Annotated in this window: 17 protein-coding genes; 8 read left to right on the top strand and 9 right to left on the bottom strand. The window is 45.6% G+C overall.

Features of this window, described 5'->3' with window-relative positions; all coding sequences use genetic code 11:
- Positions 1-6: 6 nt before the first annotated feature.
- On the bottom strand, positions 7-627 hold the full coding sequence (locus AOT11_RS12020; protein WP_017421999.1) for a DUF2057 domain-containing protein: 621 nt from the start codon (positions 625-627) through the stop codon (positions 7-9).
- Between the two features lie 71 nt (positions 628-698).
- Positions 699-1,622, bottom strand: coding sequence for a porin (locus AOT11_RS12015; RefSeq protein ID WP_017422000.1), 924 nt, complete (start codon positions 1,620-1,622; stop codon positions 699-701).
- A 514-nt stretch (positions 1,623-2,136) separates the two neighbouring features.
- On the opposite strand from AOT11_RS12015, the gene dinG reads away from it, so the two are divergent.
- Genes dinG through rsmS form a run of 4 tightly spaced genes read left to right on the top strand, consistent with a single transcriptional unit; the run spans position 2,137 to position 5,749 of the window.
- Positions 2,137-4,212: an ATP-dependent DNA helicase DinG gene (gene dinG / locus AOT11_RS12010; protein WP_026050615.1), complete on the top strand. Its 2,076-nt coding sequence runs from the start codon at positions 2,137-2,139 to the stop codon at positions 4,210-4,212.
- 45 nt (positions 4,213-4,257) lie between these two features.
- Positions 4,258-5,040 carry a sulfite exporter TauE/SafE family protein gene (locus tag AOT11_RS12005; RefSeq protein WP_017422002.1) on the top strand — a complete coding sequence of 261 codons (783 nt, stop codon included), beginning with the start codon at positions 4,258-4,260 and terminating at the stop codon, positions 5,038-5,040.
- Complete coding sequence (locus AOT11_RS12000) at positions 5,037-5,582, top strand: primosomal replication protein (RefSeq protein WP_017422003.1); 546 nt, start codon at positions 5,037-5,039, stop codon at positions 5,580-5,582. Before AOT11_RS12005 ends, AOT11_RS12000 begins: the two co-directional genes overlap by 4 nt.
- On the top strand, positions 5,582-5,749 hold the full coding sequence (gene rsmS / locus AOT11_RS11995) for a pleiotropic regulatory protein RsmS (protein ID WP_011079994.1): 168 nt from the start codon (positions 5,582-5,584) through the stop codon (positions 5,747-5,749). Before AOT11_RS12000 ends, rsmS begins: the two co-directional genes overlap by 1 nt.
- 62 nt (positions 5,750-5,811) lie before the next feature.
- Here rsmS and AOT11_RS11990 read toward each other — a convergent pair whose 3' ends face one another.
- Positions 5,812-7,929, bottom strand: coding sequence for a methyl-accepting chemotaxis protein (locus AOT11_RS11990; protein ID WP_017422004.1), 2,118 nt, complete (start codon positions 7,927-7,929; stop codon positions 5,812-5,814).
- Positions 7,930-8,144: 215 nt separating this feature from the next.
- Between AOT11_RS11990 and xthA the strand changes: the two genes are divergently transcribed.
- Positions 8,145-8,951, top strand: coding sequence for an exodeoxyribonuclease III (xthA, locus tag AOT11_RS11985; RefSeq protein WP_017422006.1), 807 nt, complete (start codon positions 8,145-8,147; stop codon positions 8,949-8,951).
- A gap of 66 nt (positions 8,952-9,017) precedes the next feature.
- Here xthA and AOT11_RS11980 read toward each other — a convergent pair whose 3' ends face one another.
- The 6 genes from AOT11_RS11980 to AOT11_RS11955 all read right to left on the bottom strand — a co-directional run bounded on the left by AOT11_RS11980 (position 9,018) and on the right by AOT11_RS11955 (position 16,818).
- On the bottom strand, positions 9,018-11,699 hold the full coding sequence (locus tag AOT11_RS11980; RefSeq protein WP_049797998.1) for an ImpA family metalloprotease: 2,682 nt from the start codon (positions 11,697-11,699) through the stop codon (positions 9,018-9,020).
- A 200-nt stretch (positions 11,700-11,899) separates the two neighbouring features.
- On the bottom strand, positions 11,900-12,577 hold the full coding sequence (locus AOT11_RS11975; protein ID WP_017422007.1) for an ABC transporter permease: 678 nt from the start codon (positions 12,575-12,577) through the stop codon (positions 11,900-11,902).
- A gap of 6 nt (positions 12,578-12,583) precedes the next feature.
- On the bottom strand, positions 12,584-13,324 hold the full coding sequence (locus AOT11_RS11970) for an ABC transporter permease (protein WP_017422008.1): 741 nt from the start codon (positions 13,322-13,324) through the stop codon (positions 12,584-12,586).
- A 90-nt stretch (positions 13,325-13,414) separates the two neighbouring features.
- Entirely contained in the window at positions 13,415-14,185 is a 771-nt protein-coding gene (locus AOT11_RS11965; protein WP_038939802.1) for an ABC transporter substrate-binding protein, read from the bottom strand.
- A gap of 174 nt (positions 14,186-14,359) precedes the next feature.
- Positions 14,360-15,130: an ABC transporter ATP-binding protein gene (locus AOT11_RS11960; RefSeq protein WP_020480154.1), complete on the bottom strand. Its 771-nt coding sequence runs from the start codon at positions 15,128-15,130 to the stop codon at positions 14,360-14,362.
- 230 nt (positions 15,131-15,360) lie between these two features.
- Positions 15,361-16,818, bottom strand: a complete 1,458-nt coding sequence (locus AOT11_RS11955; RefSeq protein ID WP_017422011.1) for a hypothetical protein — start codon at positions 16,816-16,818, stop codon at positions 15,361-15,363.
- Positions 16,819-17,283: 465 nt separating this feature from the next.
- Between AOT11_RS11955 and AOT11_RS11950 the strand changes: the two genes are divergently transcribed.
- The 3 genes from AOT11_RS11950 (at position 17,284) to AOT11_RS11940 (ending at position 22,596) form a co-directional block, all read left to right on the top strand.
- Positions 17,284-18,831, top strand: a complete 1,548-nt coding sequence (locus AOT11_RS11950) for a DUF3360 family protein (protein WP_011079985.1) — start codon at positions 17,284-17,286, stop codon at positions 18,829-18,831.
- Positions 18,832-19,119: 288 nt separating this feature from the next.
- Positions 19,120-21,396 carry a formate C-acetyltransferase gene (gene pflB, locus AOT11_RS11945; protein WP_017422012.1) on the top strand — a complete coding sequence of 759 codons (2,277 nt, stop codon included), beginning with the start codon at positions 19,120-19,122 and terminating at the stop codon, positions 21,394-21,396.
- A gap of 219 nt (positions 21,397-21,615) precedes the next feature.
- A complete protein-coding gene (locus AOT11_RS11940) occupies positions 21,616-22,596 on the top strand; it encodes a lipid A deacylase LpxR family protein (protein WP_017422013.1) in 981 nt (326 codons plus the stop codon).
- Positions 22,597-22,670 lie beyond the last annotated feature (74 nt).

Here is a 22,670-nt window from a genome sequence, read left to right as displayed (position 1 = left end):
ACACAATTACTCTTGATCGACCATCCACTTACGGAAAGCTTTGCGCTCTTCAGTTGATGCTTGTTTGTACCAGTGTTGGAGTTGTGTTAGTGCACCTGAATTTTTAGTCGCAGTATCTTTAGCCATCTTATCCGTTGTTACTACCTCTGGGTTTACAACACCAGCGCCAAATACGATTCCTCGCTCTTCATTGTGCTTGGCGATTAGAGCTTCCATGCCATAGTACGGCATAAATCCATCATTCCCTTTTAGCTTTTCTTGGCTGTAGGAAATTTCTTTACCACTTACGCCTTCAATACGCCATTTAGGTGATGTGTTGAACTCACGATTTGCTTGCTCATAACTAAATACTTTCGGTGGATACAACTTAATATCTTCACCGAGATCGTCAATGGTTATAACGAAAGGAGCGGAGTCAAAAACCTTTTGGTTGCTACCTGAACCAAGCTCTGCCGCATAGCGAACAACAAGTTGAACGTTTTTTGCATCCACTTTCATCGGCTCTAAAGGCTCATCCACTTCCGTTCCATTAGCAAATAGAATCTTCACACCAGAAACTGGCGAGATCATCGCAGCGTGAATATTGAACGACATCAGCATGCCTGCTAAACCTAGTACTCTGAGCATAACTATCTCCGGTTATTACAAAAAAAAACACCCTCATGCGAGGGTGTTTAGTATAAATAAATCCGTGTGGATTAGAATGATGCTTTAACACCAACTGCATAAGCAGTTTCTGTATTATCTGCGTCATTACCACCAACTTCAGCGTAAAGAGTTGCGCTTGGTGCTAGAGGGTAACCAGCGTTTACATACCAGCTTGTTACGTCGCTGTTTGCTGCGTCAGAATCTGCAAAGTTAACACCCGCAGCTAGTTTAACTACGTCTAGCTTGTAAGTTGCAGCTAGAGCGATGTTATCAGCATCTACGCCATCGTTTTCAGTCGCGTAGTAAGCCGCAGCAAGACCTAGGTTTTCTACGCCGTTGTAACGAGCTTGTAGTGACCATAGAGTCTCATCGTGAGTCGCTTTACCTTTATCAGCGATATCAGCTGAACCAACAAACGCTGTGAAATCGAAGTCTTTCAAACCACGGTAACCAATTCGACCGTCGAATAGGCGTGAATCAGGGTTTACTTTGTCTGAGTTACGGAACTGGCGAATTGCTGCAGATGCATAGAAATCAGCAGAATCGAAGTCGTAACGCATTGTCTCTTCGCCACAGAATTGATCTGTACCGTTAAAGAAAGCATCTAGACCAAATACGTAGTCAGAACCAATACCTGCATCATCAAGAACTGAACATAGACGACCAACTTTGAAAGTGTGCGCGCCAGCGTAAGCAGCTACATATGCATCACCGTTAGTTGAACCAGTGTCTTGGAATTCCCAGAAACCACCGAATTGTACTTCGTCGTTTACTGCGTAACGAACGTCAAAGCTAACGTCTGCATCGTGAATCTGTTGCTTCATTTCAGAGTCTTTCGCTTTATCTTTAACGTAACGAACTTCGATATCGCCGCCCATTGTTACAGATACTGCGTCTTTCTTGTACAGTTCAAAACCTGCATTCGCAGAACCCGCAAATGCCATAACTGCTAGAGCTACTAGAGTCTTTTTCATAATAATCCACTGCCTTTTCTTAGTTTGGGAGTTCCTTGCCCGGTTCCCTTTTGTTTTTTTGATACTGATTTACCTATCCTGAGAAAGCTCATCAGCACCTGTAAATTTCGATTGTTAGATTGCAAAAGATTATTCTGACTGTCAAATTTCCTAAAAAACAAATATAAAAAAACATCAAACCCATCAAAAACAACAACTTACATTGTTTACATACTTTTTTTCGAGTAACTTCTAAGCAAAATAGGCCTAATTTACACAAATCGTTACAAGCAAATATTCGGAATAAAGAACCTAAAAAGGAACAAAAAAAGAGCATTTACAGAATAAAATTCTTAACAACACCCTATGGCGGCGGTTTATATTTTTTATTTGATGAATTAAATCTAACCTTATGAAGGTTCAGTTTTTTTTTGTGAAGGAGATCTAGGTTTAAATTAAAAGGATCCAATTTCGTGAGATACGCCTCGCTTAGAGATGTGTGCTAGAATCCGTGGGTCTGAACATGGGTCACAGTATGCTAACCAGTAAAATTCAAAGTTCTATTCGCACCAGCTATCAAAACCTGCAAAACCAGCTTGAAAACTTTATTCCTCGCCGAGCGCAAAACTATCTCGTTGCGGAGATGGCAAAAACACTTTGCGGTTCCTATCACAAAAAAAATCGCATTCTTGTTGCAGAAGCAGGGACGGGAATCGGGAAATCACTTTCCTACCTTATGGCCGCAATTCCAGTGGCAGTACTTAACAACCGTAAAGTGGTGATTTCAACTGCAACAGTTGCTCTACAAGAGCAATTGCTGAATAAAGACCTGCCTTTGTACAGAAGAATTTCAGACTTAAACTTTTCTTTTGTTTTAGCGAAAGGCAGACAACGCTATTGCTGTGCCGAAAAACTCGCTAGCGCCAGTGGCATCGACGGTGGACAGCTAGCGATGTTTGAAACAAAACCCAAAAAGAAAGACATTGAGCTGTTAACCACGATGTATCAAAGCTTAGCCAAGGGGAAATGGGATGGTGATAGAGACAGTTGGCCTAAGCCTATTGACGACAGCCTCTGGCAATTGATTGTCAGCGACAAACATAGCTGCAATAACAATTTACCTATCCATCGCCACTGCCCTTTTCAAAAAGCACGCTCAGAGCTCGACAAGCACGATGTCATTATTGCCAATCACAGTTTGGTCATGGCTGATGCAGACTTAGGCGGCGGTGTTATTCTGTCTGAACCAGAAAACACCATTTACGTTTTTGATGAAGCGCATCATCTTCCCCACGTTGCACGAGATCATGCCTCTGCTGCTTCAAGCCTAAAAGGTGCAGCAGCATGGCTCGAACGCTTAAACCAAAACAGCAGCAAGTTTGCAGCCTTGGCGGATGAAAAACGCGTTAGTCGCTTTCGCAATGAACTTCAAGAATCCGTGCAAGTGGTGATTCCTTCTTTACTACAGCTCGCAAAACAGTTCGACCCAGCGAGTTTTGAGGAAGGCACCTATCGATTTGAGCATGGCCAACTCCCTTCTTGGCTAGAAGAGCAGGCAAAAGAGCTCAAAATTTTCAGCCAGAAAGCCCATCAGGCGGTCGCTAAAATTGCCGATCTCGTCGCCGAACGTGTTAAAGATGGTGAACTTTCTGCAAAAACTGCCGAGCCCGCTTTGGCGGAATTGGGTTTCTATATTCAACGAACTGAAAATCTTTCACAAGTGTGGCGGTTGATGGCTGAGCCGACCCGTGAAAAAGGTGCGCCTCTGGCTCGCTGGCTTGAAAAACATCCGGATCGCGAAGGTGACGTTATCGTCAGTGTCTCTCCTTTAGAGGTAGGCTGGCAGCTGGACCAACAAATCTGGAGTCGCTGCGTCGGCGCATTGTTGGTTTCTGCAACCATGAGAGCACTGAACTCATTTCAATATTTCTGTCATCAAGCAGGCATTGATATGCGTGAGGAATCGGGAGTCCAATTTCTTGCTTTGGCCTCACCTTTCGATTATCAAAACCAAGCAGAGTTGCATCTGCCTGCCCTCAAATACGAACCACAAGCACCGCAGTTTACGGAATATCTTATCGAGATTTTGCCTAAGTATTTAAAAGACAAACAGGCAAACTTGGTTTTATTCTCTTCTTATTGGCAAATGAACCAAGTTGCGGAAGGTTTAGCAACAGAATTGGTAAAAAGAGGATGGGCTTTGCAAAAGCAAGGCGAAACATCACGCACTGAAATTCTAAAAAAACATAAAGAACTAGTAGAAAAAGGCAAAACGAGCATTCTTTTTGGTACAGGTAGCTTTTCAGAGGGGCTGGATTTACCCGGAGAGCTTCTGGAAAACTTGGTGATCACAAAAATACCTTTTGCTGTCCCAACCTCACCAGTTGAACAAGCGCATTCAGAATATATTGAGTCTCGTGGAGGTAATCCATTTATGCAGATCACTGTCCCAGAAGCGAGTAAGAAGATGATTCAATCGGTAGGACGATTACTGCGCAAAGAGCGAGATTCTGGTACAGTCACCATCCTCGACAAGAGGTTGATTTCGAAGCGGTATGGCAAAGCGATTCTGGACTCCCTGCCTCCTTTTAAACGAATCATTGAAAAATAGAACTTGCTGCATTACACAATTAATAACTAGAAGAACGTTAACCCTATGGAATTATTAGAACCAACCATGCTTGTTGTCCTTGCTTTGGTTGCTTTCATCGCTGGATTTATCGATGCCGTTGCAGGCGGAGGGGGAATGCTCACCGTTCCAGCCCTTCTTTCACTGGGCTTACCGCCACATATTGCACTAGGAACAAACAAACTTGCCGCGACGTTTGCTTCTTCTACTGCCGCATTTACTTACTATCGCAAACGCCTGTTTAAGCCTCAGTGCTGGCTCCGCGCATTTGCAGCCACTTTGGTAGGTGCCACATTGGGCACACTCTTTGTCGATGCCATCAGTACCGAGTGGTTAGAGAAAATACTGCCACTGATCATTTTAGCCGCTGCCATCTATACCATTTGGCATAAAACGCCCGAAACAGAGCACGACAGCACTACTCCCGAGCCGTGCCCAATGCTGAACAAAAAGCAATTTGTGCAAGGTGCCACACTAGGATTTTATGATGGTGTCGCGGGACCAGGCACCGGTGCTTTCTGGACCGTCAGCTCAATGGCACTCTATAAACTCAATATCCTGCTGGCTTCTGGCCTCGCAAAAGCCATGAACTTTACCAGTAACATAACGTCGTTGGTCATGTTCGCCTTCTTAGGGCACATCAACTGGGGGCTTGGATTAATCATGGGCGTTTGCCTGATGGCGGGGGCATTTGTGGGTGCTCACTCTGCGATTCGATTTGGCGCAAAGTTTATTCGTCCGGTTTTTGTTACTGTCGTCAGTATTCTTGCCATGAAACTGGCCTATGAAGCTTGGTTTGTCACGCTATGAAACTACAAGATATTGCGCTGCGGCTTGATGAGCTTGCTATTCAGGCCGCGCAGTTAGACAGACAAAGAGGCGAACATCACACCCCTTTGTTTGATGAGCGATTGTTTGCTTGCCGAGCGCGCCTCTTAGTGCCCTGCGTTAAAGAGACCAAAGCGACTTTGGATGCGTTGCTAAGAGAACAAAAAGATCAGAGACTCACAACCCAACGTGCTGAATATCTCACAGAACAGTTGGTTGCTCAGTTCTCTGCGATTCAACGTGAGCTCTCCACAACCACCATTCGCAAGAATGAAATCAAACATGCTAGTCATTATCGCAAACCAATCAATGTGTTGTATCAAGAGTTGGCACAGCATCAAGAGTGGACGCGTAGACTAAAAGAGATGGTGTTGGAAAAGCAGAAAGAACTCGATACCGCACCTGCATTTCTTCGTACGCAAGCTCAACAGGCGTTATTAGCAACAGAACAGCGATTAGAGCGTTGCCAAGCTGCAATGCTAAAGATAGAAAATCAGATCACATACAGAGAGAAAAATCAGTAATGAATGACCTTTCCCCTCCACCACTGGAACAAGCACCGGATGAAATTAAACTGGCGGTCGATTTGATCTATCTATTGGAAAGCAATGACGTTGATGCTGCAACGGCCCTAGCGGCACTGAAGATTGTCCAGCAAGATTTGGAGTCGAAGCTCAATCGTCAAGCTTAAACCACGTTAGTGCCAGTCACGAGATGACTGGCACTGGCGAATTAGAAGCCTTCTTCCCTTCATCAAACTTTAAACTGACCCATCAATTGTTGCTGCTCTGCTGATAGTGCTTCAATCGTTTCGCCAGCCGATTGTGACTCTTGCGCTTGCGATAAAATCTGGCCGCTGAGATCGCGAATGTTGACCACGCTCTGATTCACTTCCGCAGACACCGCCATCTGTTCTTCAGCCGCTTTTACAATCTGGCTGTTCATATCATTGATTGCCGAGATAGACTCAAAGACACTTTGCAATTGCTCAACTGCATTTTGTACTTCTGTCGCGGTATGCTGAGCGAACACGTTACCTTGCTTGATGGCATCCACCACAGCTGTGGTGCCATTTTGTACTTGAGCAATCACAGTACGAATTTCTGCTACAGAATCCTGAGTGCTGCTCGCCAATTTTCTAACTTCATCTGCAACCACTGCAAAGCCACGGCCTTGTTCGCCAGCGCGCGCCGCTTCTATCGCCGCATTAAGCGCCAAAAGATTGGTTTGCTCTGAAATGCCCTCAATGACCGTCAGGATCTCTGTAATATTGCCATTATTGCGGGCTAACTCTTCCACCACAGGGACGGCTTGAGTCATTTGTTCCACCAGCTTCAGCATCTCGTGTTCAGAGCGCTCAATGACTTCACGGCCACTATTCGCGAATCGACTGGCTCGATTCGCTGCCTCCACCGCCACTTCCGCATTTTGCACAACCAAACTTGCGGTTTGTGTCATCTCTTCAGCCGCCGTAGCCACCATATCGACTTCTTTAAATTGCGATTCACTGCTAGTTCGGGTTTCCACTGCTGCTCGTTTGGCCCCCACTGTTTGTTCGGCAAGCTGTTGAGACGTTTTTGCCACATTGGCAATGGTTCGCTGAAGTTTATCTAAAAAAGCATTAAAACTTTCTGCCAGTTGGCCAATCTCATCTTTGCTGCCCACCACTAGACGCTGAGTGAGATCCCCTTCACCAGATTCTATGTCACGTAAACTGTCCACCACGACCTTAATTGGCTTCACTAGCTTGGCGGCGGAAAAGGCGATGGTAAATAGCCCTAGCACCACCAAGACAAGCCCCACCAGCAACTCAAATTGAATGCCCGATGAAACCTTGTCACTGATGATTTGATCCAATGTCTCGACATCTTTGAGTACGGCCGATTTTGGCATTTCGAAGATCACGCCCCAAGTTTGGTTGGCAACGACGACCGGAGCAAAGACAAGTAGCCACTCGCCATCGTCACTCCATGAAACTTGCTCTCCCCCACTGTAAAGCCAATCCGTTAATGTGTTCGCGGAAACGTAGGAGCTGGCAAAAGCACTACCAATACTTTTGGAGCGATCGTCACTGGCGATCAAAGTGCCGTCTAAACTCACAATGCTAATGTGTCCCTGCCCATTAAAAAGGCTGCTATCGGAATCGTTTGCGATTTGCAGTAAAGAATCGAGTCGTACATCAATACCCATAAAGCCGATTGGGTCACCATCAACGAGGATAGGAACCGACAAAGAGGTGGTCAAAAAGCTGCCACCATCTTGTGTCATTTTGCGAGGGGAAGTAATACACGCTTGCCCTGAGTTCAGAGGACACAAAAAACGCTCGCCGTTTTCATCCGATTTCAAAATTGCTTCCGAAAGGACATTGGCAACGACATTCTCGCCATTATTGGCCGTGGTCCAGTAAGGAGCAAACTGGCCACGTTCATTCGACCCCACATACTCTGCATTCACATAATTGGCGTCTTCACCATCGAGCATATTGGGTTTAAAAACCAAATAAGCCCCTTGCATGGTTTTGAAATTCACGACCGATTTACGAACCATTTCATCCAGTGCTGTGCGCAATACTTCGCTCTCACCAAAATTCTCTTCACTATTGGTCTTATAAAACAAAGCACTCGCCGCTAACATTTCAGCACGATATAGCGACTCATTCAGAAACTCAGAGACCTCAGTAGCATTGAGTAATGCACGAGTTTTCACTAATTGCTCTGATTTGGAGGTGACAGACGCAGTGCTTTGTTGCTTCAATGTCTGTTGATTTGCAATCGCGTTGTAGACAGAAAAGCCAATTAAAGAGAGAGAAGTGATTAGCAAGCAAAAACCCGACAGCAGGGTAATCTTCCACTGAACAGAAAGAGTTCGCATAGTACATCCTTATTCGCAAACAAATAGAGCTAAACTTTCGTTTTATTTGCTTTCCATTAAAGCATAATTCACCTCGATATCAATTAGAAATGTTACGAAGTTGTAGCGCACTATCGAATCATCAATGTGATCAATCGCTGTGATTACTTATCTCTTCTTGAAGTCATTGAGTTGAGTGGTAACATCAAGTCAAACAACACGAATCAGGATCAAGAATGAAAATAGTCAGCTTCAACATCAATGGGTTACGAGCTCGCCTTCATCAACTTCAAGCATTGATCGACAAACATCAACCTGATGTTATTGGTCTGCAAGAAATCAAAGTCCACGACGAAGCCTTCCCCGTCGAAGACGTCGAAGCAATGGGCTATAAAGTCTATTTCCACGGTCAGAAGGCACATTACGGTGTTGCTCTGCTGTGCAAACAAGAGCCTATCGAAATCCAAAAAGGATTCCCAACCGATAATGAAGAACATCAAAAGCGCATGATCATCGGAACCTTTCTTGATGAGAAGGGTGAAAAAGTGACGGTGTTGAACGGCTATTTCCCGCAAGGGGACAACATAGCGCACGAAACAAAGTTCCCTTATAAACGCCAGTTTTACCAAGATCTGATGGGGTACCTAACCACTCACAGAGACAATGGTGAGCAAGTGGTTGTGATGGGTGACATCAATATCAGCCCGATCGATGCCGACATCGGCATTGGAGAAGTGAATCGTAAACGCTGGTTGAAAACGGGCAAATGTTCTTTCCAGCCCGAAGAACGTGAGTGGTTACAAACTTTGCTGGACTGGGGTTTAGAAGATACGTTCCGCAAATTGCATCCAAGTGTGGATGATAAGTTTTCGTGGTTTGATTATCGCTCAAAAGGCTTTGACGATAATCGTGGCCTGCGCATTGACGTGATTCTTGCTACGCCATCTTTGGCCGCCAAGTGCCGAGAATCCGACATCGATTACGAGCTGCGCGGCATTGAAAAACCCTCAGACCATGCGCCTATTTGGGCAACTTTTGAGTAACCCGTATTCGTTCATCGATTTAAACTCAGAGAGGAGCCTAGGCTCCTCTCTGAGTTTCACTACTGGCTAATTCGACGGCCAAGCGGTTACGCCATCGACTGGCACAAATTGCTTAGCAAAGTCTGTCGTGCAGTAACCCGTCTTGGATGAAACGAAATAGTTCAGTGGCATCGCGGGATGATTGTGAGTAATCACTTGCTGCTTCGCTTTATCACTGAAGGTAAACCCCCACATATCAAGATACGCCCGCATGTCTCGCTCGGTAATGTAACTCAGCGCGACCAGTAGCCAATCGTTATTGGTCATACTATTCGCCTCCTCCAACGAATATTGCCCAAAGCCAATCGACTCATTTCTCGTGCCCCATAACTCGGCACTTCCTTTCAAGCGATTGAACTCACGCTCTATCAAGTGCAAGCGACCTAATAGATGCCAGCCATCTTGCAAGATACCTTGTTGCTGCGCTGCCATCATCATCTGAATATAAATGCGCGCCCCCCAACTCCAGCCGGTTTTATTCTGAGCGGCCATAAACGCATTGGGATCCGCCTGCTGACGGCTCTGCTGCAACAACTCATATTGTTCTTTGAAGTCTAGAGATTGACACTGAGACTCCTTGCCTGTGTCTATAAAATACTGAGACTTGCTGTAATAAGAGTAGTAGTTGGTGGTGGAATGCCCTTCCCAACCAGCAAAACGAAAACGGCCTTTTTCTAACCCATGGCCAAGCTCATGCAAATCGCCGTGCCCCACTGGGCTAAATGCCCAATAGGCATCGTAAGGATTACCAGAGCAACCATAACCACAGGTGGCTTGATCGGCATTCATGTGTTTGACCATATCGATGCTTTCCACCTGCCAACCTTTGTTTTCACCATAGGTTTGCACTTGCTCAAACACCGTAATACCCGGGCCTTTAAAGCCAGCTAACGCGTGCGGGAAATTGTGCATGTATCGCTCTGTCGCCTGTGCCATGGCAGCAGCACTTCCCGCCCACTCTGGCGCTGAGATCGACTGAAGCATTTTGTCGCGTTTTGAATGCACTTCAAACCCCGGTGTGATGAGCTCTGCCCAATCAAACTGGTCTTGATTCAGTTGCGCGGCAAACGGTTCATTATCCTCAGCACTTCGCCATACGGGATGTTGCGCCACGTTTGTAAACTGCAGCTTAACGGGGAGATCGTTGCCATCAAAATGGACTTGAATCGGCCCGCCGTAAGGGGAGGTTAAACGAATCGTTTCACCGCTCTTAATCTCATAAGTGGTTGAGGTGAGGTGCTTAGGGCGGCTATAACCCTCTTTTGAAAACTCGTGGGTTGCCCCACTTCGAAGTGAGTTAATCGCAATCGACACCTTAACCGCGCTGTTATCTCGACGCGTGATTTGGAACGTTTCACCCGGTAAAGCGTACACACCGGCTGAGCGAAAGTTGCGTTTCGATTGCAACTGAACCGTTTTACTGATCCGCGCGATATCGGAACCAAATTCGCTGCGGCTAAAATTACCCATATTCGGCTGTTTTGGGTTGATCGCGCGAGAATGATATTGGACATAATCGGCAAAATAGGATTTTAGGAACTCAAGCGATGCCGTGGTCGATTTATCCATTGGAAACACCACATCCTGACGATAACGATCTGCCAGCAGTACCATCAGTTTTTCATACTGATAATCTGCGGTTTTAAACAGATCGACTTGGCTTCGATCCAAAGACAATAAATGGTTGCGAATCGCGTTTGCCGCAAAGTAGAACTCGCTGTCCATCTTGGCGCTCTCTTGGCAAGATTTGTCGTCACATTGCGTCAAGTCCACCGTAAAGCTATCCGTTAAAAAACGATTGAGTAACGCTTGCTGAATGACGATGTCTTGCGGAATGATGCCGTTCAGCGATAAGGCATTCCATTGGCTAATGCCGAGCTTTCGCCAATAGTTATCACCGACATACTTAACATGAAAGAGGTCAAAAAGTGCATTGCCTAATTCCGTCATGCCACCATCCCAATGCAAATAAAGGATAGGAATGCCCATTGATTGCGCTTTTTCAACGGCGCTTTTGACATTCGCCACGGAATCTCCACTGTTCATATGTTGCGATAGAATCAGCAAATCAGGCTTTACCGTGACACAAGCCAGCAGCTTTTCACCATCACACTGGTTGGCATCGTTGTAGCTAACCGCTTCACCATATCGTTTACTTAACCAATTTCTTGTTGCTTGCTCATCGGGAAAATAACGCGATTGATCCATCTGCGCGATCACCACGTTCGCCCCTTGCTTCAATGAGCCAGCATTTAGCCATGTCAGAAGGTTATCCAGCCAACTCTCCATGTCACTGTTCACAGATGTCGGGAAACGTTGAGCAGTGCGAAATGGGTTGCTACCTAAGACGGCATATCGCTGATCATTGGTTCTCAAGCCAGCCACACCAATGGTTAACTCTTGGTCTTTATAACCATCAGACATCGCTTTGTTAGTCTGTAAAATAGGCTGGTTAAACCCGTAGGTAGCCTCAATGATGGCCGCATCATGAGTGGGATCCCACTCAAGCGACGACGCATTGGCTGCTAACTGCGTTCGCATCGCGTCGTTTTGCTGCTGATAATCGGCCACGTAGCGCTGACTGGCTTGAATAAATTCATTTGGATCGGACACCAGCAAGGCATTTCCGCTTTCAAGCGCCCGCTCTACATCCGTTTTGACTTGTGCTGTTGAACCACCGCCACCACTACCACCACCGCATGCGCTCACCGCAAGCGCTCACCGCAAGCGCCAGCAAGCTGGAGTAAAAGATCTTGTTCATTTTCTCGCTCGTTCTTTTTGTTTTTCTTAGTGTAATTAATGACTTCAGAACAACAACCAACGAGCTCATCGCGATGATTGATTTTGAACTAACCTAACATAACGGCACCCTATAGGTGCCGTTCATAAGTTTGTTGAACAATCTAAAATTAGCTCAATGGCCTGAGGTAAGCGAGGAAGCGTTTCTCCGCATTTTTGAATACCCAAAGGATCAAAAACGTCAGCGACATGTAGAACAGGCCTGCGGTTAGAAACGATTCAAAAGGAGCGTAATAACGCGAGTTCACCAATCGAGCAGCCCCAGTAAGATCGAGAATCGTCACAATACCGGCGACCGCACTGCCGTGAAGCATAAAAATGACTTCGTTGCTGTAGGCTGGGAGAGCTCTACGCAACGCACTTGGCAATACAACACGGCGATATGTCATCCAATGGCTCATGCCATAGGCTTTTGCCGCTTCCACTTCCCCTTTTGGCAAACCGTTGATCGCGCCACGAATGATTTCGGCGGTATACGCAGAGGTATTCAAAACAAACGCCACCAAAGCGCAGAACCAAGCATTTTCCCAAAGCGTATCTTTCACGGGGAAAAACTGATCCATCCCGTAATAAATCAAATAGAGTTGAACCAACAGAGGTGTGCCTCGGAAAAAATAGATGTATCCCCAAGCCGGTAAGCTCACAAAGTAGTTACGACTGTTTCTCGCAATGGCAAGCGGAATGGCAACGCCCAAACCAATCACCAGTGAAATTGCCACCAACCAAGCGGTTGTCCAAAGGCCTTCGAGATAGATAGGAAAACTTTCTACGATTAATGAAAAGTCCATCGTCACCTACCTCGTATGAATACTGAATTTACGTTCTAGGACTTTCAAACAGCCCGTAGAAACGCTGGTAAAGAAAAGGAAAATCAGCGCCACCGCCATATAGAAGGTAAATGGCATTTTGGTTGAACCTGCCGCTAACGACCCCACTCGAACCATGTCTTCTAAACCGATGATGGAAACCAGAGCTGTGGTTTTTAGCAAAACCAACCAGTTATTACCAAAACCGGGTAACGCATGACGAACCATTTGTGGAAGCAATATGCGGCGGAATGCCAGCGTCGCGCTCATACCATACGCTTTTGCCGCCTCAAGCTCCCCCTTATCGACCGCCATGATGGCACCACGGAAGGTTTCCGCCATGTAGGCACCGAAGATAAAACCTATGGTCAACACACCAGCAATAAAGGGGCTCACATCGACATAGTCCGGTAAATAGGAAACCCACTCGTGATTTGGGTCGCTCGATGTAAACCACTCGTTGAGCCATTCATTCACCGCGTAAAGCGAATTATTGAGAAAAATCTGGCCACCGAAGAAAATCAGCATCATCAACACCAGATCAGGGATCCCCCTGATGATGGTGGTGTAAAGAGTGGCAATAGCACGCGCCCAGCGATAAGGCGCCATTTTGGCAAGCGCGCCCAACATGCCAAGTAGCATGGCGAGCACAAGGGAAAGTAGTGCTACTTCGATGGTTAACACGGCCCCTTTAAAGATAGAGGCTTCATATCCTTGTAAATCCAGCATAGGTCAGTTCCTAATCCCTAGAATCTAGAATCCTAATTGCCGGGTACATCCAGGAACGAACCGGCAATTAGGGCGAGAGTTCAGCGGTGATTAGTCGCCATAGACGTCATACTTGAAGTATTTCGCCGCGATTTGCTGATAAACACCTTTTTCACGCAGTGACAGAATGGCGGCATCCAGCTGTTTGGTGAGTTCTTTATCTTGCTTACGAACCGCAATACCAAAACCTTCGCCAAACCATTTTGGATCTGTTAGCGATGGTCCAACAAACTCGTAGCCTTCACCACCCGCTTTATTCAGTACACCTTCTTCCAATGCTGATGCATCACCCAATACTGCGGCAATACGACCATTGGCTAGGTCAAGATACGCTTCATCAAATGAACCATAGCGTACGATATCAACGTTCTTGCCATAGTTATCGGTTAGGTATTTGTCGTGCGTGGTTGCACGTTGAACACCGATTTTTACGCCGCTCAGCTTGTCAAAATCCAAGCCTGCGCCTTTCTTAGCGATGAACTTGTTCGGGATCAGCGCGTATTTACCAGTGAAATCGACTTTTTGCTTACGCTCTTCCGTGATAGACATAGCGGCAATGATTGCATCGTACTTACGAGCCAATAGTGACGGGATAATGCCATCCCAATCTTGCGCGACGATCTTACATTGCACTTTCATCTCTTCACACAAGGCATTCGCCATATCGACGTCAAAGCCTTTTAGTGAACCATCGGCTTCTGTCCAGCTAAATGGAGGGTACGCCCCTTCAATGCCAAAGCGAACCGTTTTCCATTCCTTCGCCTGAGCGATACCCGACACTGCGGTTGCGGCCAATGTTGCTGCAAGTAACCACTTCTTCATATCCATACTCCTGTGATTGTTTTTGTATTGCGATGTTGTGTTTTGTTGTTAGGTTCTAGGTTCTAGGTTCTAGGTTTTAGGTTCTAGGTTCTAGGTTCTAGGTTCTAGGTTCTAGGTTCTAGGTTCTAGGTTCTAGGTTCTAGGTTCTAGTACGATAGAATGCCCATCACCCTTTTAATAAATCGATGAAATAAACTGCTTTAAGCGCTCTGAATCTGGATTGCTGAACAGCTTTGACGGCGCGCCTTGTTCTTCGACCAATCCTTGATGTAGGAACATCACGTGGTTAGAGACATCACGAGCAAACGCCATTTCATGCGTCACCACTAACATGGTTCGGCCTTCATCCGCCAAATCACGCATTACCCCCAACACTTCACCGACCAACTCTGGATCGAGCGCCGATGTCGGCTCGTCAAACAGCATCACTTCAGGGTCCACCGCAAGGGCGCGAGCAATCGCAGCACGCTGTTGCTGACCGCCAGATAAGTGACCTGGGTAGTAATCTTTACGCTCATACAAGCCGACTTTTTTCAACAGCATTTCTGCTTTTTCAATCGCCTCGGCTTTGGGCACACCCAGAACATGAACGGGCGCTTCAATCACATTTTGTAGCACCGTCATGTGAGACCAGAGGTTAAAGCCCTGAAAAACCATCGCCAAGCGCGAACGGATACGCTGGACTTGCTTTTCATTGGCTGGAACCGCCTCACCCGCACGATTGTTTTTCATCTGGATTAATTCGCCATTAACCCAAATTTCACCTGCGGTCGGCGTTTCTAGTAAATTGATGCATCTAAGGAAGGTACTCTTACCGGAGCCGGAAGAGCCAATGATGGAAATAACGTCCCCTTTGTGTGCAGCAAGTGAAATGCCTTTTAGCACTTCATTCTGACCAAACGTTTTGTGCAGTTGTTTGATATCCAGCGCTGGTACGTCATGCATGCGCTTGTACTCCCTGTGTTTTTTGTCACTGCCAAGGCACTCCGGCCCCTTGAATGGATACAAACTAGCATCCTATCAATTGAGTTGCAACAAATTATTAACCTGCATTTTTGGCATAGTTAAAAACGAAAAGTAGATTTATATTCACAATTTAGCAATATATTCTTTTAACGATGCATAGAAGGCATAAAAAAAGCCTCCGAGGGGAGGCTTTATAAGATACAAAAATGTTAATTATCTCTACTTAAAAGCAATGAGCGTGTTGTTGATGAATTATTGTACGCAGCACGAACTTCTTTCAGATTTGCTGCAATACCCATGACATCTTTAGAAGTATCTAGCCCATCACCATTACCAAAACGAGTCATAAACTCTTTCAAAGATAACGAATCAAGATTTTCCGCTAACATATAGTCTTGCGTTAGGTTAGAGGTAGATGAAATAACAAGACCATCAGCGACACTTGCTGGAACGCTATCGTAATTGAGATTCGGTACTCTCAACGAAGGTGTAATTAGTGTATATAAGGTATGCCTTAATACATAAGGAGTAGAGCCAGATGTAGCACCTTGCTGGTAGCTGATTCTCTGTAAACCATTTTCATTAGACAAGCCGATACTACTGGTAATATCGATGGTTTGATTTGCCACAGAAGGTTTCGCATCGTTCGTATTTGATAGCATAAACAATGAATTATCATCTACAACAAGCTCCCAAGCCGAGCTTATTTCATCAAAATATGTGGCATCCCACCCTGCAGTCGCGATCGTTCCATTTACCTTAAATGACCAAGTATCGCCATTTGTCGCTGTTGGATGATAGAAAGTACTTCCCTTACTGATCGTAGACAAAAGATATTGGAACGACTTGTAATTAGAGTAAATCTCGATGTCACTAAAGTTGATCAACGAAGAACCAATTGAAGGAGTAGAAGATGACCCGGCAAACTTCATCATGCCTTGATTCCAATCTTCAAAACCATATTGGAATAATTGACTACGGTTCGTTGTTCTATATTGAGCGATCATCGTTTGTTCTCCAAAGATCGCTTTGAGCGTTTTTCCACCAGTCAACTGTGGGTTAGTACCCGTAACAGTTTCAATTTGTGAATCATAGTAATAAGTAACATCCGGATTACCCGTCGCATCATCAGCATTCAAATATTGAAGCGAGCTCTTGGTAATAATTGCATCGTTATTACCTGTGACGCAGGTAGAATCATTGACGATGGATTCAACAGACAAATAGACATTTCTCAGCGAATCGTCAGAAGCCAACACCTCTTTAGAAAACGTAATTGCATTAATTACTGTACCGTTAGCCTCCTGCACTGTAAAAAAACCGCCATCAGGAATACTTTGCAATACCAAGGATAACTTACCATTTTTGGTGCTCACCAAGTCCCCTTGTTGTTCACCAGCAGAGTTCGAGTAAAAGCCAATAATCTTATTATCTAATGACGTACCAACGACATTATAATTAAGAACTTTATCAACCGAGCTTTTCTGATACTTAGCAAAAACTGTACAGCTTCCATTGGCTGATAAATCCTTTTCTACCGGCGTTACAAACGTAAAACTATATGAGGTTGATGGAGTACCACCGCCGCCGCCGCCACTACTGCCGCCACAGCCAACTAACCCCGCAGAAATCATTGCCACCAGCGGCATCATTTTTAATTTTGTCATTCTCTCATCCTGATACGGCAAAGTTTCGCCAATTAAAAGTCACTGGCGGCATCCTTGCAAAAATAACGCCAACTTATGTTAACTGCTGATCGCAATAAAAACAGAAGTGTTCACCTAGACGCATATTTGTTTTAAATTTTCTAAAAACAGACGTGCTATGAAAGCAAATTACACATAAAAACCAAGGACTTTTCGCATGCCAGCTACTTTCTGTAGTTTTCTTTCACATCTTTTCTTAAAGTGATCTAAATCAATCACCCCAAAGGGTTAACTTGCTAGACTCGGCCGTAAAGTTGAGGCTGATCTCAGCCGTCAAAATTAGTGAAATTTAGCTATGCTTAGGCACGTGGTATTCGTGCGACAATAAACCTAACACCTAGCATCGGCTATAACAGGAAAAACCCGCAGGATGCGGACTATAGAATTCAGATCGAATTACTAACTTTTTAAATATATGAGGAATCTATGTCAGACGCAGTGAATAAAGTGCATTCTGATTCAGATATTGAAACGAAGAGCTACAGTGAGCTTCATCGTCCAGCTTCTGAATTTGCCAGCCGCTCAGACTACCTAGACCACGAACTGCAAATCATGAAACCGCGCCGTTTCGGTTTGAACCTTCCTGGTCGTGACTTCCGTTTTGAACTTGAGGACCTTGTTCCTGCGCTTGCTGGTACTATCGGTATTATCGCGATGTACTCTGCAGTAATGATGTCTTGGGCAGACGGTCTAACCCAAGCTTGGGACCACATCAACTTAGGTAAAGAATTTGCTATCGAAGTGGCGCGTGTGGAAATGTTGTTCCCAGCGTTATTCTTCTGCGTTATCGCTTCTGGCTTTGTCAACCCACGAGCCAACTTAGCCGGTAACCACGGTCCAATGATCCCTCTTATCGGCGCGATTGCTCTCGCTGGTGCTCACCCTCTTGCATTGGCACTTCTACTTGGCGTGTTTGGTCTCCTACTGAGCTACTTTAAAGGTGGTTCTAAACTGGTGAACCTGACCTCCGAAGGTACCGCAGGCGGCTTGTTAATCTTCCTCGGCTTTACCGGGACGATGAGTCAAATTACCTCCATTCAAGAATGGGCCGTTGGCCTGCAATCTGCTGACGTTGCCGCTGGCAGCCTAGGCTACATTGGTTTGGTTGTGCTTGGCATTAACATCGTTATTTACGCGCTTCTTGCTAAACTGAACCTACGTTGGCTAGCGATCCCAGTGTGTGCGTTTACTGGCTTGGTGATTGCACTTGCGCTAGGTGCAGGTTTTGATCTTAAGTTCGAAACGGAAATGGGCCTACCGAATCTGAACCCAGTTTACTGGTGGGGCAGCACTGAGACTGGTTGGCAACTTGGCCTACCAACGCTACAACACTTTATCGCTTCTCTACCATTTGCGATTCTAGCGGTAGCAATGTGGTCTCCAGATTTCCTTGGTCACCGTATTTTCCAAGAATTGAACTATCCTAAGAAGACAGAAAAAGTGCTTATGGATGTCGATGACACCATGACCATGTGTTCTATTCGTCAAATGGTGGGCACTGCACTTGGTGGTGGTAACATCACGTCGTCTTGGGGTACATACATGATCCCAGCCGCGATTGCGAAGCGTCCAATCCCTGGTGGTGCGATCATCCTAGGCTGTTTGGTTATGACGATTGCGATTCTTGGCTTCCCAATGGATGTCGCGGTATGGCCACCAGTAATGCGTTGTGCGCTACTAGTAGGTGTATTCTTACCTCTACTTGAAGCGGGTATGCAGATGGTTCGTAGCACAAAAGATTCGCAAGCAGCAGGTATCTGTATCTTTGGTTCTGCGGTTGTGAACCCAGTTCTAGCTTGGGCATTGACCATGCTACTAGATAATAATGGCCTGATTGGTGACAAAGAGCGCGCATCTAAACTATCTTTTGTCGATAAAGTAGTGATTCCAGGTGGTGTTCTTATTATCTGTCTAGTTGCTATGCTTGCAGTTGGTATGCTAGAAAGCCAGTACGGCATCAAAGCTTGGCTATAAGCGTTCAAAAAAAGTTTGGGTGGTGCTGGTCACCACCCAAATTTTATTGAGTTTTTTTAGCTTTTATTGATTTAGTTTAAGGTTTGCAAAAAAATTTTAGTATACCCTGAAGGAAAGTTAATAAGGCAAGACATGAAACTCAGTGACAATATGTATCGTTTTATGAACAGTTCGCAAATCGATACATATTGTTATTCATAAGAGTGTACTGCTCCTCTTTAATGAGAGGATGGCTGGCTCAACAGCCACAACAGTACGTGTTTTTTCTACTAAAAAGGTAGGTATGTCATGGCAGAGCAATTTGCTAAAGCTTGGGAAGGTTTTGCAGCAGGTGACTGGCAAAACGAAGTAAACGTTCGTGATTTCATTCAGAAGAACTACACTCCGTACGAAGGCGACGAATCTTTCCTAGTTTCTGAAGGTACTGAAGCAACCAACAAGCTTTGGGCTAAGGTAATGGAAGGTATCAAAATTGAGAACTCAACTCACGCTCCAGTTGATTTCGATACTGACCTAATCTCTACCATCACTGCTCACGATGCAGGCTACATTGAAAAAGATCTAGAGACTATCGTTGGTCTACAAACTGACGCACCTCTAAAACGCGCTATCATCCCTAACGGTGGTATCCGCATGGTTGAGGGTTCTTGTAAAGTTTACGGTCGTGAACTAGACCCTCAAATCTCTAAAATCTACTCTGAATACCGCAAAACACACAACGCTGGCGTATTCGATATCTACACTCCAGATATCCTAGCTTGTCGTAAGTCTGGTGTTCTAACTGGTCTTCCAGACGCTTACGGCCGTGGTCGTATCATCGGTGACTACCGTCGTGTTGCACTTTACGGTATCGACTTCCTAATGAAGGACAAACTGGCTCAATTCAAGTCTCTACAAGAGCGTTTTGAGAACGGTGAAGATCTTCAAATGACAATGCAACTTCGTGAAGAGATTGCTGAGCAACACCGCGCTCTAGGTCAAATGAAAGTGATGGCAGCGAAATACGGTTACGATATTTCTCGCCCAGCTGAAACTGCACAAGAAGCTATCCAATGGACTTACTTCGGCTACCTAGCGGCTGTTAAGTCTCAAAACGGTGCTGCAATGTCTCTAGGCCGTACTTCTACGTTCCTAGACGTGTACATCGAGCGTGATATCGCTGCTGGTAAGATCACTGAAGTTGAAGCTCAGGAAATGATCGACCACTTCGTAATGAAACTACGTATGGTTCGTTTCCTACGTACTCCTGAGTACGATGATCTATTCTCTGGCGACCCAATCTGGGCAACAGAATCTATGGGTGGTATGGGTCTTGACGGTCGTACGCTAGTAACGCGTTCAAACTTCCGTTTCCTAAACTCTCTATACACTATGGGTCCTTCTCCAGAGCCAAACATCACTGTACTTTGGTCTGAGCAACTACCTGAAGGCTTCAAGAAGTTCTGTGCGAAAGTATCTATCGATACTTCTTCAATCCAGTACGAAAACGACGACCTAATGCGTCCAGACATGAACTCTGACGACTACGCAATCGCATGTTGTGTATCTCCAATGGTTGTTGGTAAGCAAATGCAGTTCTTCGGCGCTCGTGCAAACCTTGCAAAAACGATGCTTTACGCAATCAACGGTGGTGTTGATGAGAAGCTAAAAATGCAAGTTGGCCCAGTAATGCCTAAGATCACTTCAGAAGTACTAAACTTCGACGAAGTGTGGAGCAACCTAGACCACTTCATGGACTGGCTAGCTAAGCAATACGTTGCTGCACTAAACGCAATCCACTTCATGCACGACAAGTACAGCTACGAAGCTGCACTAATGGCTCTACATGACCGTGACGTATACCGTACAATGGCATGTGGTATCGCTGGTCTGTCTATCGCAGCTGACTCACTTTCTGCAATCAAGTACGCGAAAGTGAAACCAGTTCGTGACGAAGATGGCGTAGCAATCGACTTCGAAATCGAAGGCGACTACCCTAAATTCGGTAACAACGATGCTCGCGTTGATGACATAGCTTGTGAACTTGTTGAAGTGTTCATGAACAAGATCCGTAAGCTAAATACTTACCGTAATGCTGTTCCTACTCAGTCTATCCTAACTATCACATCAAACGTGGTATACGGTAAGAAGACTGGTAACACGCCAGACGGTCGTCGCGCAGGTGCTCCATTTGCACCAGGTGCAAACCCAATGCACGGTCGTGATGAAAAAGGTGCTGTAGCGTCACTAACTTCAGTAGGTAAACTGCCATTTGCTCACGCGAAAGACGGTATCTCTTACACTTTCTCTATCGTACCTAACGCACTAGGTAAAGATGAGAACGCTCAACGCGCTAACCTTGCTGGCCTAATGGATGGTTACTTCCACCACGAAGCAGGCATCGAAGGCGGTCAACACCTGAACGTTAACGTTCTAAACCGTGACACGCTTCTAGACGCAGTTAAGCACCCAGAGAAGTACCCTCAGCTAACTATCCGTGTATCTGGATACGCAGTTCGCTTTAACTCTCTAACTGCAGAGCAACAAGCTGACGTTATCGCACGTACTTTCACTGAATCTCTATAATCTAGAGCTCAGTTAGCAAAACCGGCACTCAGTTGCCGGTTTTTTATTTTCGGGGGTGCATAACCTCCTACCTTACTTTCTTCCTCGCTCACTCCTTCATAGAAAATGATTTTCTTCAGCGAGTCATGGTCAAATCATTATTCCAACTATAATTGACGATATATTTTCGCTCAGAGAGACGCTTTTGCTGTATGATGTCGCCAAAAACACGGATTTAGTATGAAGTTGTCCAAGTCCCTATTTTTATTGCTGCTCTCACCGATGGCTTTTGCTTCGGTCAAATCAACAACCTCGTTCAGTCTCGATAACGATGGTATTTTTGGCGTAGACCAAGATTACACCAACGGTATTTTCTTTGCTTACGCCTCACCAGCTCTAAGTTCAGAACACCAAATCAGTCGTTTAAGCTTGGCGGATAAACAAGGTGGGTCTATTGATAAGTGGGCGTTTTCCATTGGCCACAAAATGTGGACTCCTTCTGATATTTCTCAGACGACCCCCACTCCCAATGATCGTCCTTATGCAGGCTATTTTCACGCAGAGCTCAACTACCTTTCTCTCCATCCACAACAAGCCGTGCGTTACAACCTGACGTTAGGCACCACGGGCGAAAATGCGCTATCCGAAAAAGCGCAAAAGCTGGTGCATAGCATTACAGGCTCCACGGATCCAAATGGTTGGGAGTATCAAGTGGATGATTATGTTGCTGGTAGTGTGGGTTATCAACGCCATGACCTGCTGATGCGCTCTGCAAATCTCACTGAGTCGAACTGGGAAATGAGTCATATTTTCGAGGCCAACGCAGGTAATTTCCGCACTGATGTCGCGTCTGGCGTGATGTTTCGCTACGGTTCAGATTTAGCCAACACACTTGGTGCAGCGAGCATTTCAACCGAGAATCCTTTTCACGCTAGCATGATGGGGAATTCCCCATACGGTTGGTTTGTCTATACGGGGCTTTCAACTCGTTATCGTTTTAATGACCTCACATTAGAAGGTGAGCGCTCCGGATTGCCAGAGCCATCCGAACAATATGATGTGACCATGCAACATTGGCAGAGTACCGCTGTCGCGGGTGTAGCACTGTATAACCGTCGCGTTGGCTTGAGTTTTGCGCTGTCGGCTAAGACCCCTGAATACAAAGAAGCACCAGAACGAATCTACGGTAATGGCGCGCTTTCTCTGTACGCCTTTTTCTAACGACAAGTTTTACAACGCCAAAAGTTCGACTAAAAAAAGCGGGATCATTGAGTTATCCCGCTTTTGCTTTTCAA

This window comes from Vibrio vulnificus NBRC 15645 = ATCC 27562 (assembly GCF_002224265.1).
Classification (GTDB): Bacteria; Pseudomonadota; Gammaproteobacteria; order Enterobacterales; family Vibrionaceae; genus Vibrio; species Vibrio vulnificus.
This window is presented reverse-complemented; position numbering and strand designations above follow the sequence as displayed.

Coding starts and splice junctions, on each gene's coding strand:
- AOT11_RS12020 (WP_017421999.1), bottom strand. CDS start 627: ATGCTCAGAGTACTAGGTTTAGCAGGCATGCTGATGTCGTTCAATATT.
- AOT11_RS12015 (WP_017422000.1), bottom strand. CDS start 1,622: ATGAAAAAGACTCTAGTAGCTCTAGCAGTTATGGCATTTGCGGGTTCT.
- dinG (WP_026050615.1), top strand. CDS start 2,137: ATGCTAACCAGTAAAATTCAAAGTTCTATTCGCACCAGCTATCAAAAC.
- AOT11_RS12005 (WP_017422002.1), top strand. CDS start 4,258: ATGGAATTATTAGAACCAACCATGCTTGTTGTCCTTGCTTTGGTTGCT.
- AOT11_RS12000 (WP_017422003.1), top strand. CDS start 5,037: ATGAAACTACAAGATATTGCGCTGCGGCTTGATGAGCTTGCTATTCAG.
- rsmS (WP_011079994.1), top strand. CDS start 5,582: ATGAATGACCTTTCCCCTCCACCACTGGAACAAGCACCGGATGAAATT.
- AOT11_RS11990 (WP_017422004.1), bottom strand. CDS start 7,929: ATGCGAACTCTTTCTGTTCAGTGGAAGATTACCCTGCTGTCGGGTTTT.
- xthA (WP_017422006.1), top strand. CDS start 8,145: ATGAAAATAGTCAGCTTCAACATCAATGGGTTACGAGCTCGCCTTCAT.
- AOT11_RS11975 (WP_017422007.1), bottom strand. CDS start 12,577: ATGGACTTTTCATTAATCGTAGAAAGTTTTCCTATCTATCTCGAAGGC.
- AOT11_RS11970 (WP_017422008.1), bottom strand. CDS start 13,324: ATGCTGGATTTACAAGGATATGAAGCCTCTATCTTTAAAGGGGCCGTG.
- AOT11_RS11965 (WP_038939802.1), bottom strand. CDS start 14,185: ATGAAGAAGTGGTTACTTGCAGCAACATTGGCCGCAACCGCAGTGTCG.
- AOT11_RS11960 (WP_020480154.1), bottom strand. CDS start 15,130: ATGCATGACGTACCAGCGCTGGATATCAAACAACTGCACAAAACGTTT.
- AOT11_RS11955 (WP_017422011.1), bottom strand. CDS start 16,818: ATGACAAAATTAAAAATGATGCCGCTGGTGGCAATGATTTCTGCGGGG.
- AOT11_RS11950 (WP_011079985.1), top strand. CDS start 17,284: ATGTCAGACGCAGTGAATAAAGTGCATTCTGATTCAGATATTGAAACG.
- pflB (WP_017422012.1), top strand. CDS start 19,120: ATGGCAGAGCAATTTGCTAAAGCTTGGGAAGGTTTTGCAGCAGGTGAC.
- AOT11_RS11940 (WP_017422013.1), top strand. CDS start 21,616: ATGAAGTTGTCCAAGTCCCTATTTTTATTGCTGCTCTCACCGATGGCT.